Below are 14,075 nucleotides of genomic sequence, written 5' to 3' on the forward strand. Positions count from 1 at the left end.
TTATTTAAGCACAAGCAAAGTCGCAAAACCATTGCGATATACCCAAACTTTAGTAAATTCTTTTTTATTAACTTGTTTTAAAGCTTGTTCTAAATCTTTTAAATTTCTAATTTCACTTTGTCCAACACCTATGATAATATCACCCTCTTGGAAACCAGAATTTTTTCCTTTGCTCTTTTCTTTAACACTATCCACCAAAACACCATTAACATCTTTTGGAATTTGCAAACGATCCTTAAGTCTTGGATCTAAATTTCTCAAACTCAAACCATCAATCAAATCGCTTTGTACGCCTTTAGGATTTTCTTTTTCACCTTTAAGAGTAAAATTTGCTTGCTTATTTTCTCCATCTCTTTCGTAACTTAATGAAATTTTTTGACCAATCTCTAAAGTTCCTATATAATTTTTAAGATCAATAGGACTTTTTATAATCTTATCATTAACTTTAGTAACTAAATCTCCACGCTTAAGCCCTGCTTCATCAGCACTTGAACCTTTTTGAACATCAGTGATTAAAGCTCCTTCTTGATTTTTGTAAGCTTTTTTAGTATCACCTTGCAAAGCTGAAATAGTCACACCCAAAAATCCTCTATCAATCTTGCCTTTTTCAATAAGTTTTTTAGCTATATCTTTAACCATATTTGAAGGTATAGCAAAACCTATGCCGTTGTTTCCACCTCCGCGAGAAAGAATAGCTGAATTAATACCTACTAAATATCCGCGACTATCCACCAAAGCTCCACCTGAATTTCCTGGATTGATAGAAGCATCTGTTTGTATAAAATTTTCATATTGATTTAAACCTATATTGTCTTTATTTAAAGCAGATATTATCCCACTTGTAACACTAAAACCGACTCCAAAAGGATTTCCAAGTGCAAAAACAACATCTCCTTCCATTAAATCATCAGAATTTGTGAAAGTAATAGCTGAAAGATTATTAGCCTCTATTTTTATAACAGCCAAATCTGTTTTTGGATCTTTACCTATAAGTTTTGCTTTATATTCTGTATCACTTCCTGGTAAATTCACTGTAATCGTATCAGCATCATCTACAACGTGATTATTTGTTACTATATAACCATCTTTTGAAATAATCACCCCTGATCCCAAAGAACTCACTACTTCTTTATCATTTTTTCCTTTTCTTTGAGGAAAATCAAAATCAAAAAATTGTTTAAAATAAGGATCATTAAAAAAATCATCCAAAGGACTTGGACGATTCGCTCTTGTAATAGTTTTTGAGGTAGAAATATTAACCACTGATTTTTTTGCATCTTTAATAGAATCATGATAAGAAAGCACTACATTTCCAGCAGCAGGATTTACACGATTAGCCGTTGTAGTTGATTCGTTAAAATTAATACTTGCGGCAAATAAAGCACTCGCTAAACTTAATGATAAAAAAATCTTTTTCATTTCATTTCCTTTTGTTCTTAAAGATAAATTATCTCGTAAAATATTTTACTGTCTTCATAGTATAAAACCGAAAATTTACAAAATTGTAAATAAAACCTTGAGTGATAAAAATTTATAAAACTTGATTGACTTAGGCTAAAGTTTATGTTATAATTTAATCCTTTATATAATCAAGTAAAAATTTTTAAGGAAATATAACATGAATAGTTTATACGAAACTCTTGGAGTTAGCAAAAACGCTAGTGCAGATGAAATAAAAAAAGCTTACCGTCGCCTAGCTAGAAAATACCATCCTGATATCAACAAAGAAAAAGGTGCGGAAGAAAAATTTAAAGAAATTAATGCTGCTTATGAAATTTTAAGTGACGAAAAAAAACGAGCTCAGTATGACCAATACGGCGATTCTATGTTTGGTGGACAAAGTTTTCATGATTTTTCAAGAAATACTGGTGGGGTAAATTTAGACGATATTTTAAAAGATCTCTTTGGAGGAGGCTTTGGTGGACGCTCAAGAGGGGGTTTTAACGGCTTTTCTTCAAAAGGCTTTAGCAGTGGTTTTGGAGGATTTGGAGGTTTTGAAGAAGAAAATTTAGACAGCAATCTAGAGCTTCACATTCCTTTTGAAAAAGCTGTTAAAGGCGGGGAACATAGTTTTAATTTTCAAGGCGAAACCATTAAATTTAAAATTCCACACGGTATAAAAGAAGGCGAGAAACTAAGAATTCGCTCTAAAGGAAAACAAAGCAGAAATGGAGCTAGAGGCGATTTAATCATTATTGTAAAAATAGAAGAAAGTCCTATTTACACAAGAGAAGATGATGATTTATATCAAAAGGTTGATATTTCTTTAAAAACTGCACTTTTTGGTGGAAAAATAAATATAAAAACACTCAAAGAAGGCAAGGAAGAAGCGACAATTAACATAACACCTAATTCAAAAAATAACCAAAAAATTCGTTTAAAAGGTTATGGGGTACAAAATAGAAAAAGTGATATTTATGGGGATATGTATTTGATTTTAAATGTTGTTTTGCCAAATTTAGATGCTCTTGATGAAAAATTTATAGAACTCTTAAAAGAAAAATTACCTTAAAGAAAGGAATAAAATATGGAACACCATTATGATGAACCTGTATATTTAATCAGTGTTGTGGCTAAAGTTTTAAGCATACATCCACAAACCTTAAGGCAATACGAAAGAGAAGGATTGATAGAGCCAAGTAGAACCGATGGCAAAATAAGACTTTATTCTCAAAGGGATATTGACCGTATTAAACTTATATTGCGTTTAACAAGAGACATGGGAATCAATCTTGCTGGAGTAGATGTTATCTTAAAATTAAAAAACCAACTTCACGAATTTGAAAATTTAATTGATGAACTACGCTTAGAATTAAGCAAACAACAAGATAAAGAAGCGGCTAGTAAAGCCGTTGTCAAGCATAAAAATAGCTTTGACTTGATTTTTTATGAGAAAAAATAAAAAATAATGGATAATTTTTTAGAAATTTTTTTAATCACCGTTGCTATAGCTATAGTTTTAAATGTCATATTTAAAAAATTTGAAATTCCAACTATCATTGGATATATAGCTGCCGGAGAAATCATTTCTGAAATTTATCATTTAAGCGGCAAAGGCGAAATCACCCATATAGCCGAATTTGGTATAGTGTTTTTAATGTTTACCATAGGGCTTGAATTTTCTTTTAAGCATTTAATGGCAATGAAACAAGAAGTTTTTTTAAACGGCTCTTTGCAGATGCTTACTTGTGGCTTTGTTTTTATGCTACTTGCTATAGGAATTTTGGGACTTGGAGATAAAAGCGCTACCATAGCAGGCTTTGCACTAGCACTTTCTTCAACCGCAGTGGTGCTTAAAATTTTAAATGATAATGGTGATATAAATGAGCAATATGGCAGAAAAGCATTGGGAATTTTACTTTTTCAAGATATAGCCGTTATTCCTTTGCTTTTGCTCGTAGATATTTTTTCATCCAACAATCAAAACATAGAAAAACTCCTTTTTACCACTTTAATTTCAGCACTTATTTTAATCACTTTATTATTTTTCATAGGTAAATATCTAGTGGATAGAATTTTTAGACTCATTATCCACACTTCTTCTCAAGAAATTTTTATTAGTACTGTTTTATTTATGGTTATTGGAGCAAGTTTTTTAGCAAATTATTTCGGATTTTCTTATTCTTTGGGTGCTTTTATAGCAGGTGCTTTGATAGCAGAAACAAAATATAAGCACAAAATAGAAGCAGACTTGATCCCATTTAGAGATTTGCTTTTAGGACTTTTTTTCATAACTGTAGGTATGCAAATTCAACTTGATGTAGTAGCGCAAAATTGGTTTTTAATCATAGTTTTAACCCTTCTTGTAATGGCTTTAAAATTTGGCATAGTTTTTGGCTTTTTATTTCTTTACACCAAAAAAAGAGTAGCGCTTAAAACAGCTTTTGCCATAGCGCAAATTGGCGAATTCGCCCTAGCAATTTTTTCTCTTTTGCAAGCAAAAAATATGCTTGATATCAAAACTTCACAAATTTTAATTGTTGTTTCTATTTTAACCATGATTATCACGCCTTTTATTTTAAACAATATAAGAAAAATTACCAATGTTGTAGAAGATATAGCGCTTAATACCAACGCTGTGCAAAATATTGACAGCAATATCAAGCTTAAAAATCATCTTGTTGTTTTTGGCTACGGACGTTTAGGTCAAGAAGTCGTTCAAAAAATCAAAAACTCAGGGGTGCCTTACCTAGTTTTAGAAAGTGATTTAAATTTAGTAGAACTTGGAGTTAGTCGAGGCGAAAATGTCGTTTTTGCTAATGCTGCTCAAGAAGAAACCTTAAAAATTGCCAATATAGAAGAATGTGCCGTAGCTATTATCACAGTTACAAATGAAGCTAAACTTGAAATTTTATGTCAAGTACTAGCTAATTATCCAAAACCTATAGATACTATCATTCATGTAAATGGAACTTTGAAAAAGATGCTTTTTTCAAGCATAGATGAAAATATACGCATCATTCGCTCTGAAAAAGTAATCGCTAGAAATTTAGTTCAAGAAGCGCTAGAATGTCGCATTCATAAAAATACCTAAGGAAGAATTTTGACAAAAAATGAAGAAAAAGCCTTACGTGTAAAATACCTAAGAAATCTTGAAAAATTTTTCAATGGCGCCATATCTGCGCTTAAAAAAGAAGATTTTGATAAAACTAAATTTGAAGAAAGAATGCTAAAAAATGCTAAATTTTTTGAAAAAAATCCCGCAGTAAATCTTAACTCAACCTACGCAAAAAATCTTGAATTTTTTGTCAATGCTTGCTTAGATTTTTCCAAAGAAAAAAGCGAGCTTTTAAATCTTGCCAATGCTTTAGATAAGCAAAAAAAACAAGGTGAGAAAAAAGAAAAACATAAAAATTATTTAAAGGATTATTATGATTAATGTATTTTTTGATATGGATGGAACTTTAATCGATAGCGCAAATGCCATTTCTTGTGCAGTCAATGAAATAAGACAGGATTTAAACCTAGCCCCACTTTCAAGAGAAATCATTATGCAAACCATCAATACTCCCAATATTGACTGGGCAAAAGAACTTTATAATATAGAAAATTTCCATCATTCTAGCTTTAAAGAAGGCTATGAAAAATATTTTGTCAAACACTATGAACAAAGCGTGGTGCTTTTTGAAGGAGTGAAAGAACTTTTAGAATTTTTAAAAAGCAAAAATTGTTTTTTAGCTATTGCTACTAATGCCCCGCAAAGCTCACTTTCAAGCATACTTAAAAAACACGATATCATTCCTTATTTTGATAAAATTTTAGGCGTAAGTTTAGGCATAGAACCCAAACCTCATCCTATGATGCTAGAACTTTTAAAAAACGAGGCTCCATATGAAATAAGCGTTTTTATAGGAGATAGTCAAAAAGATAAAGAATGCGCCAAAAATGCTAATTTGCCTTATTTTCATGCCAAATGGTATCAAAAAGATTTAAAAGAAAATGAATTTAGCAACGCAAATGAACTTAAAGGCTTTTTGCAAAAGTATTTATAAGTTTTTTAATGAAATTTTAGTTAAAATTGCAAATAAATTTTTAAAAGAGTAGATTATGAGTGAATTATTAATAGAAATTGGCACAGAAGAATTACCTGCTATTCCTTTGCTAAAAGAATTAGCTAATATAGAAAAAAAATGGAAAAATATTTTAGAAGAATACCGCTTGGTAAGTGATTTTAAATTTTATTATACTCCGCGTCGTTTAGTTTTTTTTCATGAAAATTTTGCAGACAAACAAGAAGATAGCTTTGCTGAATTTATAGGAGCACCTAAAAATATCGCCTATAAAGATGGGGTTTTAACTCCTGCGGGGCAAAGCTTCCTACAAAAAGCAGGGATCAGTGAAAATGAACTCGCTTTTAAAGAAATCAAAGGTAAGGAAGTTTTATATCATCAAAAAGCTATCAAAGGTTTACAAAGTCAAGAAATTTTAGGAGAAATGGTAGAAAAATTTCTAAAAAGTCTTAGTTTTGGCAAAAGTATGCGTTGGGGTGCAAATTCTTTTGAATTCATTCGTGCGATCCGTTCTATAGCTTGCATTTTAAATGATGAACTTGTTGATTTTCAAAGTTATGGGGTAAAAAGTGCTAAAAAAACTTTCATTCACAGAAGTGTAAGTTATGATTTGAAAGATTTTAACAATGCAAAAGAATATTTTGAACTACTAGAAAAAAACTATATCATCCTTGATCCAATCAAAAGAAAAGAAAAAATACTTGAACAATTTAAACTCATAGAAAGTCAAAAAAATATACAAATTGGAGAAGATGAGGAGCTTTTAGCTGAAGTAGTTGCTATCACAGAATATCCTAATGCACTTTTAGGAAGCTTTGAAGAAGAATTTTTAGAAATTCCTAGCGAAGTCATCATCACTTCAATGAGAGAAAATCAACGCTATTTTGCGGTTTTTAACGACAAAGGCTTAAGTAATCATTTTATAGTAGTAAGCAATGCAGTATGTAAGGATTATTCAAAAATCATACATGGAAATGAAAGAGTTTTACGTGCAAGACTTAGCGATGCAATGTTTTTTTATCAAAATGATTTACAAAATGGTTTGCAACCTGAAAAACTTGCCAAAATGACTTATCTTGAAGGTTTAGGCACAATGCAAGATAAAAGTTTAAGAGAGATTAAAATTGCTGAAATTTTATGTCAAATGCTTCATAATGATAAAATCGAAAATATCAGCACAGCACTAAAATATGCTAAAGCTGACTTAGCCACACAAATGGTTTATGAATTTACTGATTTGCAAGGCATTATGGGAAGTTATTATACGCAAAAAATGGGCTTAGATTATGAAATTTGCTTAGCCATCAAAGAACAATATCTTCCTAATTCTGAACAAGCTCCACTTCCAAGCACAGAATTTTCAAGCATAGTAGCCCTTGCAAACAAGCTTGATACCCTTATAGGACTTTTTAGTATAGGAAAAATTCCAAGCGGAACAAAGGATCCTTATGCCTTAAGAAGAGCAGCCAATGGGATCATTAAAATCGCTCTAAATTTAAATAAAGAATTTGATATCCAAATTTTATTAGAAAAACTTTCAAGTCATTATAAAAGCTTTGATATGCAAATTTTAAAAGATTTTATTTTTGAAAGACTTTATACTTTTTATACGGTCAATGCTTCTTTTGTAAAAGCGGTTTTAAGCTCACAAAATACAGATCTTATTCATATCAATCAAAGCGTAAATGCTCTTATAAAACTTAGCAAAAAAGATAATTTTAATGAAAATTTTGCAACCTTTAAAAGACTAGCCAATATCGCCACTAAAAATCCTCATAAAGTTGATGAAAGTCTTTTTACTCAAGAAGCAGAAAGCAAACTTTACAAAGCTTTTCAAGAAAAAACTAAAGCCAACTCTTTACAAGAAAAACTTGAAAATCTTTTTGCACTCAAGCCTTTTATCGACGAGTTTTTTAATCAAGTAATGATTAATGCTGAAGATGAAAAACTTAAAAATAATCGCCAAGCTTTGGTTTATGAAATTTATGCGGAGTTTTTAAAAATCGCCGATCTTAAAGAGTTAAGCCTATGAAAGCCTTATGGCTTTTTTTAAGCCTTACTCTTTGGCTTTTTGGAGCTCAAAATTTAGAACTCATCAAAGGTCAAGCTTTATTTTTGGAGCTAGATAAGAAAGATTTTTTATCTTTAAAAAATAATGATAAAAATATTCTCACCTTTGCACATCCTAAAAATCAAGAAAAAATTCTAGCTATTTTTTCCTTACCTTACAAAAATCCCCCGAAAAATACAAAACTTATCGCATTTTATAAAAATAAAAAAGAAGAAATTTTCATAAAAACTTTAGAAGGTAATTATAAAAGTGAAAAATTGCAAGTTGAAAACAAAAAGATTTTTCCGCCAAAAACCGTACAAGAACGCATCGCTAAAGAATTAAAAGAAGCCAATGCGATTTATAGCTCTTATACTCCAAAAGCTTTATTTAACGGTGCTTTTAATATACCTTTAAAATCTTTTATCACAAGTGATTTTGGTAAAGCAAGAACTTTTAATGAAAAAGTAGCAAGTTATCACAGTGGAACAGACTTTAGAGCTGCCACAGGAACGCCTATTTATGCAGCCAATTCAGGCATAGTAAAAATTGCAAAAGATCGTTATTTTGCAGGAAATTCAGTAGTCATTGATCATGGTTTTGGAATTTATTCACAATACTATCATCTTTCTAAAATCGATGTTAAAGTAGGACAAAAGATAAAAAAAGGTGAGCTTATAGGACTTAGCGGGGCTACAGGTAGGGTAAGTGGGCCGCATTTGCATTTTGGAATTTTAGCTGGAGGCAAACAAGTCGATCCTTTGGATTTTGTCTCCAAATTTAATGCTATTTTTCAATGAAATTTAGTGACTTTTTCCATGCTTGGCTCCATGAGAGCTATTATAAAAATGCTGTAAGTATAGGAAAAAACGGAGATTTTTTTACTGCTGTGAGCGTAGGAAATCTTTTTGGCACACTTTTAGCCAAGCATTTTTTAAATTTAATAGATAAAAAAATTTTACAACTCCCTTTAGAACTTGTAGAAATAGGCGCTAATGAAGGCTATTTAAGTCGTGATTTTTTATCCGCTTTGCTTGAATTAAGACCTGAAATTTTTTCTCAAATTTCTTTTTTCGTCATAGAACCGCATGAAAAATTAAGAGCTTTACAAAAAAATACTTTAGAAGGAGTGGAATTTACTCACAAAAATAACCTTAAAGAATGCCATTTTAAGAACGCTTTTTTCTTTTGCAATGAACTTTTTGATAGTTTTACTTGCGAACTTATAAATCATGATAAAATGGCATTTGTAGAAAATTTTAAACTTATTTTTAAAAATATGGATGAAAATTTAATCACAAAATGCAAAGCTTTAAATTTTACAAAAGGCGAACTCAGCTTAGAACTTGAAAATTTTTTTAAAGATTTAGATCAAGCTTGCGATAGATTTGTATTTGCAGGATTTGACTATGGAACTTTTAATGTACAAAATTTTAGCTTAAGAATCTATCAAAAGCACGAAGTTTTTAGCCCTTTTGAAGTATCTTTAAAAGATTTTTTCGGCAAAAGCGATCTAACTTATAATGTTAATTTTACCCATCTTCAAAAACTCATCAAAGCATATGATTTTAAACCTTTAAATTTTAAAAAACAAAGTCTTGCTTTAATGGATTTTGGTTTTGAAGATTTATTAGAGTACACAAAAAATAAAAACATTAAAACTTACGAAAGTTTTTTATCTCAAGCTAAAATTTTATTTTTTAATTTTGATGAAAAATTTCATTTTTTCGAATTCCAAAAAAATTAAAATTTGATATTTTTCATACTCGCCAAACAAACTCCCTCCCTTAAACCCTCATCAATGACTAGAAGTTTATGTTTATCAAACAAAGCATAAAACAGCAAACAACCTGCACTCAAATAATTTTTTCTCATCATGCCTACTTCTTTTATGGCCTTTTTTTCTTCCATATGAAAAAATTTAATAGCATAATTTAAAAAATCCTTATGGCAAAGTTTTTTACCATTTACTCTACTTGCTTCATACTTTTCATAGCTTATATTTTGTTTTAATGCACCAAGTGTAGTAGGAACTCCGGAATTTAAAACCACCGTTTTAACCCCTAAAGAACGAAGTTCCTTTTTAATCATAACCACCTCATCAAATGCCCTAAAAGCTAGATGCTTTAAATAGGGATTTGCAATTAAAAAATGAATTTTAAGTTTTTTATCTTTAATATTGATGATAAATTTAGGATATTTTTTTATCAATTTTTTATAAGAAATACAAGATTTACAATAAGAATAGCGATTTTTTTCATAAAAACTAATAATACCAAAATCAAAACTTTTAAAACTTTTTCTAAAAGAAAGCTCACAAGAAGCCCCTCCTAAATCACAATACGCAAACTCTCCCCAAATTTTAAGCCTTCTTAAACCTGATTGCATGCCTAAAACACTGATCTTAGCTTCACTTTTAGCATCTATAAGCTTAAAATCAATCCCAAATTCTTCTTTTAAATGGGCAAAAATTTCATTTGTATTGCTTGCTTTTCTAAAAGCTGCAGTCGCCACAGCTCTTGCTTTGCTTAAATCTTGCTCTTTAGCTAAAATACTCAAAGCATTTTTTAATCTTTGTATGGCTTCTTTAGAAATTTCTCCACTTTGATTTAAATTTTTCGCTGCTCCAATAACAAATTCATATTCTTTTAATTTATTTAATTTTTCATCCATTTGCACTGCTCTTAAAGTATTTGAACCAAGATCTATACCTAACATGACTTTCCTTGTTTGATTTTATAGTATAATAGCAAAAAAGTTCTAAAGGAAAAATATGCTTTTAGGTGTAAATATCGATCATATCGCAGTGTTAAGACAAGCTAGAATGGTAAATGATCCTGATCTTTTAGAGGCTGCTTTTATAGCAGCTAAACACGGAGATCAAATCACTTTGCATGTAAGAGAAGATCGCCGTCATGCTCAGGATTTTGACTTGGAAAATATCATAAAATTTTGCAAAAGCCCTATCAATTTAGAATGTGCTTTAAATGATGAAATTTTAAATTTAGCTCTTAAACTCAAACCCCACCGCGTTACTTTAGTACCTGAAAAAAGAGAAGAGCTTACTACAGAAGGGGGGCTTTGTTTAAATCATGCTAAATTAAAACAAAGCATAGAAAAACTTCAAAATGCAAACATTGAAGTTTCACTTTTTATTAATCCTAGTTTAGAAGATATAGAAAAATCAAAAATTTTAAAAGCCCAATTCATAGAACTTCATACAGGACATTATGCGAATTTACACAACGTACTTTTTAGCAATATCTCTCATACTGCTTTCGCCTTAAAAGAACTTGGTCAAGATAAAAAAACCCTGCAAGCTCAATTTGAAAAAGAATTGCAAAATTTAACACTCTGTGCTAAAAAGGGCGTAGAACTTGGCTTAAAAGTAGCCGCAGGACATGGTTTAAATTACAAAAATGTAAAACCCGTAGTAAAAATTAAAGAAATTTGCGAGCTAAATATAGGACAAAGCATTGTAGCAAGATCTGTATTTACAGGACTTCAAAACGCTATTTTAGAAATGAAAGAACTCCTTAAAAGATGAAAAAACTAGCCATTAGCATAGGCGATATAAACGGCATAGGACTTGAAATTTTAGTGCGTTCTCATGAAGAACTAAGTAAAATCTGCACACCTTTTTATTTTATCCACGAAAGCTTGCTTAATAAAGCTTTAAAACTTTTAAATTTAAAACTTTTTAATGCAAAAATCGTAGCTTTTAAAGATGACAAAGACTATGAGTTTAAATTTCTTAAAAAGCAAAATTCTCTTGAAATTTACTCTTTTTGCCTTCCTTTAGGCTTTAAAGTAGATGAAAATTTTAAAATCCAAGCCGGAGAAATAGATGCAAAAAGTGGACTTTATAGTTTTTTAAGCTTTAAGGCGGCAAGTTATTTTGTCTATGAAAAACACGCCCATGCCTTGCTTACTCTACCTATACACAAAAAAGCTTGGGAAGACGCAGGACTTAAATACAAAGGACATACCGATGCTTTAAGGGATTTTTTTAAAAAAAATGCCATTATGATGCTAGGTTGTAAAGAGCTGTTTGTAGGACTTTTTAGCGAACATGTACCTTTAGCTAAGGTGAGTAAAAAAATCACTTTTAAAAATTTAAGCATCTTTTTAAAAGATTTTTACAAAGAAACGCATTTTAAAAAAATAGGACTTTTAGGTTTTAATCCTCACGCTGGAGATTATGGAGTCATAGGCGGAGAAGAAGAAAAGATCATGGAAAAAGCTATAGCCTTTGTTAATGCCTTTTTACACTCTAAAAAAGATGAAAAATTTTTCAAAAAAGCCTTAAAAGATGAAAATTTACAAAAAGAATTGCTTTTAAGTTTTAAAGACAAGGGTGTTTATCTACCCTATCCTTTAGTAGCTGACACAGCTTTTACCAAGGCTGGTTTAAAAAACTGCAATCGTTTAGTGGCTATGTATCACGATCTTGCCCTTGCTCCTTTAAAGGCCTTGTATTTTGATAAAAGCATCAATGTGAGTTTAAATTTACCCATCATACGCGTTAGCGTTGATCATGGCACGGCCTTTGATAAAGCCTATAAAAATGCTAAAATCAACACTAAAAGTTATTTTGAAGCGGCTAAATTCGCAATTAATTTAAACCCTAAAGCTTAAATTTAGCCCTAGAATCAATCAAATCTTCTTTAGCCAAGCTGTCTATAAAATCTTGCAAATCTTTATTGGTATTTAAACTTTGAGTGAGTAAATTTTCATATTTATCAACTTTATTTTTAAAAATTTGCTTAAAACTTCTTTGATCTTTTTATCTTTATTTGCTCTTTGCATAAGCTCTAATAAAGCCTTAATATAAGCTTCTTGCATCCAATCACTTGCATTAAGTAAAAGTAAAATAGGATTTTCCCCTGCTTTTGTATTTTGCATATTTTTTATACAAATTTTTCTTTCTTTAATCATCTTTTTTGAAATAGCTTTAAAATCTTTTTTCGTCTTTTTATCTGCTTTTTTTGAAATATTTTGATACAAACTACTATAGATGTTATCTACTAAAGCAAGTTTTTTATTCTCAAATTCATTACGCACACCAATTTCATTACATATCATAAGCTCATCATCACTTTTACCATCATCTTTGATTTTAGAGCAATCAAAACTAGGTTTTACTTCATCTTTATAAATAAGCTCATCAAAACTCAAAGCCCCTAAACTCACCAAACTTAAACCAAGCAATAAAATATTTTTTTTCATTATTTACCTTTAAAAATTTTTATTTTATTATAATGCGTTTTTATTTTTTATAAGGAACTTAAAATGCAAAATTACAAAAAAGCTCTTTTTGCACTAGCTCTTAGTGCTTTTTGTATGGGGGTAACCGAATTTGTTATGGCAGGAGTTTTGGTTGATGTTGAAACGTATTTTAGCGTAGATGCAAAAACCGCAGGATATCTTACAACCTTATATGCTATAGGTGTTGTTATAGGCGCTCCTCTTATTACCATACCTTTAAGTCGTTTTCATAGACATACACAACTTTTAATCAATCTTGGAATTTTTGCTCTAGCAAATTTCATTATCTTTTTTAGCCAAAATTTCCATCTTACAGCATTTGCACGTTTTATAGCAGGAACACAGCATGGAGTATTTTTTGTCATTGCTACCTTAGCTGTAAGTGCTATAACTCCAGATGATAAAAAATCAAGCGCTCTGGCTATAATGGTCACAGGACTTACTGTAGCCTTGGTTACTGGAGTGCCGCTTGGAACTTTCATAGGGCATTATTTTGGCTTTAAATTTATCTTTTTACTTATTTTTATCATTACAAGCTTAGCATTTTTTGGAGTATGGCATATGATGCCCAAAAATTTACATCCTAGCCCAACAAGTCTTAAAAATTTAATCCCTGCTTTTTCACATCAAAATTTGTTAAAAACTTATACTATAACCATTTGTAGTTGTGGGGCTCAATTTGTTCTTTATACTTATTTGCAAAAATTACTTGTAGAAATAAGCGGTTTTAGAGTCCAAGATACAGCTTACATCTTGCTTTTATATGGAATTTGCGCAATTTGTGGGAATTTATGGGGCGGAAAAATAGTAGATAAAAAAGGTGCTATTTTTTCTTTACGTCTTATTTTAAGCATACAAGTTCTAGTATTTTTAAGCGTATTTCTCACCATGCATTCTAAAATTTTAATCATTTTTAGCGTAGCCTTGATAGGATTTTTTGCCTTTTCAACCATACCTGCGTTAAAAATGCTTAGCATTGCTAAAGCTAAACGCCATACTCATAAAGTCATAGATAGCACAGTAAGTGTAAATGAAGCAGCTTTTAATGTAGGCATAGCCTTAGCAAGTTTTTTAGGTGGGATTGTTTTAGCAGGATTGGGTATAGAATTTAATGCTTTATTTTCGGCACTTTTTGTAAGCCCTGCTTTGATTTTTGCCTTGCTTTTTGCCAAAGATAAATTAAATTATAAAAAATTTCAAAGAAAAAGTTTAAAAAATGTATAAAACTGGAATAGAAATTGCTTGTT

The 14,075-nt window shown here is 30.4% G+C and carries 13 protein-coding genes and 1 pseudogene; 11 read left to right on the forward strand and 3 right to left on the reverse strand.

What is annotated here, in order from left to right; all coding sequences use genetic code 11:
* Positions 1 to 1,419: a serine protease HtrA gene (gene htrA, locus ELQ11_RS00420; RefSeq protein ID WP_002870989.1), complete on the reverse strand. Its 1,419-nt coding sequence runs from the start codon at positions 1,417 to 1,419 to the stop codon at positions 1 to 3.
* A gap of 199 nt (positions 1,420 to 1,618) precedes the next feature.
* Here htrA and ELQ11_RS00425 point away from each other — a divergent pair, with 199 nt between their 5' ends.
* The 8 genes from ELQ11_RS00425 to ELQ11_RS00460 are packed head-to-tail and all read left to right on the forward strand — an operon-like array spanning position 1,619 to position 9,307.
* The gene (locus ELQ11_RS00425; RefSeq protein ID WP_002870990.1) at positions 1,619 to 2,512 is read left to right on the forward strand and encodes a DnaJ family protein; all 894 of its coding nucleotides are present in this window, start codon (positions 1,619 to 1,621) and stop codon (positions 2,510 to 2,512) included.
* Positions 2,513 to 2,527: 15 nt separating this feature from the next.
* A complete protein-coding gene (hspR, locus tag ELQ11_RS00430; RefSeq protein ID WP_002861924.1) occupies positions 2,528 to 2,902 on the forward strand; it encodes a heat shock transcriptional regulator HspR in 375 nt (124 codons plus the stop codon).
* Between the two features lie 6 nt (positions 2,903 to 2,908).
* Positions 2,909 to 4,534, forward strand: a complete 1,626-nt coding sequence (locus tag ELQ11_RS00435; protein ID WP_002870991.1) for a cation:proton antiporter — start codon at positions 2,909 to 2,911, stop codon at positions 4,532 to 4,534.
* Positions 4,535 to 4,543: 9 nt separating this feature from the next.
* Positions 4,544 to 4,879, forward strand: coding sequence for a hypothetical protein (locus tag ELQ11_RS00440; protein ID WP_002870992.1), 336 nt, complete (start codon positions 4,544 to 4,546; stop codon positions 4,877 to 4,879).
* Positions 4,872 to 5,492: an HAD family hydrolase gene (locus ELQ11_RS00445; protein WP_052949254.1), complete on the forward strand. Its 621-nt coding sequence runs from the start codon at positions 4,872 to 4,874 to the stop codon at positions 5,490 to 5,492. The genes ELQ11_RS00440 and ELQ11_RS00445 overlap by 8 nt, the downstream gene beginning before the upstream one ends.
* A gap of 55 nt (positions 5,493 to 5,547) precedes the next feature.
* On the forward strand, positions 5,548 to 7,542 hold the full coding sequence (gene glyS, locus ELQ11_RS00450) for a glycine--tRNA ligase subunit beta (protein WP_002870994.1): 1,995 nt from the start codon (positions 5,548 to 5,550) through the stop codon (positions 7,540 to 7,542).
* Complete coding sequence (locus ELQ11_RS00455; protein ID WP_002870995.1) at positions 7,539 to 8,360, forward strand: M23 family metallopeptidase; 822 nt, start codon at positions 7,539 to 7,541, stop codon at positions 8,358 to 8,360. The genes glyS and ELQ11_RS00455 overlap by 4 nt, the downstream gene beginning before the upstream one ends.
* The gene (locus tag ELQ11_RS00460; protein ID WP_002870996.1) at positions 8,357 to 9,307 is read left to right on the forward strand and encodes an SAM-dependent methyltransferase; all 951 of its coding nucleotides are present in this window, start codon (positions 8,357 to 8,359) and stop codon (positions 9,305 to 9,307) included. The genes ELQ11_RS00455 and ELQ11_RS00460 overlap by 4 nt, the downstream gene beginning before the upstream one ends.
* Here the strand turns inward: ELQ11_RS00460 and ELQ11_RS00465 are convergent.
* A complete protein-coding gene (locus tag ELQ11_RS00465) occupies positions 9,304 to 10,278 on the reverse strand; it encodes a Ppx/GppA family phosphatase (RefSeq protein WP_134225073.1) in 975 nt (324 codons plus the stop codon). The genes ELQ11_RS00460 and ELQ11_RS00465 overlap by 4 nt on opposite strands.
* A gap of 55 nt (positions 10,279 to 10,333) precedes the next feature.
* On the opposite strand from ELQ11_RS00465, the gene ELQ11_RS00470 reads away from it, so the two are divergent.
* The gene (locus ELQ11_RS00470) at positions 10,334 to 11,107 is read left to right on the forward strand and encodes a pyridoxine 5'-phosphate synthase (RefSeq protein ID WP_126231901.1); all 774 of its coding nucleotides are present in this window, start codon (positions 10,334 to 10,336) and stop codon (positions 11,105 to 11,107) included.
* Positions 11,104 to 12,198 (forward strand): 4-hydroxythreonine-4-phosphate dehydrogenase, encoded by a 1,095-nt coding sequence (gene pdxA, locus ELQ11_RS00475; protein ID WP_002870999.1) that lies wholly within the window; start codon positions 11,104 to 11,106, stop codon positions 12,196 to 12,198. The genes ELQ11_RS00470 and pdxA overlap by 4 nt, the downstream gene beginning before the upstream one ends.
* Here the strand turns inward: pdxA and ELQ11_RS00480 are convergent.
* A pseudogene (locus ELQ11_RS00480) lies at positions 12,188 to 12,789 on the reverse strand (hypothetical protein). The gene pdxA and the pseudogene ELQ11_RS00480 overlap by 11 nt on opposite strands.
* 63 nt (positions 12,790 to 12,852) lie before the next feature.
* On the opposite strand from ELQ11_RS00480, the gene ELQ11_RS00485 reads away from it, so the two are divergent.
* Positions 12,853 to 14,052 carry an MFS transporter gene (locus ELQ11_RS00485; RefSeq protein ID WP_002871001.1) on the forward strand — a complete coding sequence of 400 codons (1,200 nt, stop codon included), beginning with the start codon at positions 12,853 to 12,855 and terminating at the stop codon, positions 14,050 to 14,052.
* Positions 14,053 to 14,075: the final 23 nt, after the last annotated feature.

The sequence above is a fragment of the Campylobacter sp. US50a genome (assembly GCF_004379015.1).
In the GTDB taxonomy this organism is placed as follows: Bacteria; Campylobacterota; Campylobacteria; order Campylobacterales; family Campylobacteraceae; genus Campylobacter_D; species Campylobacter_D jejuni.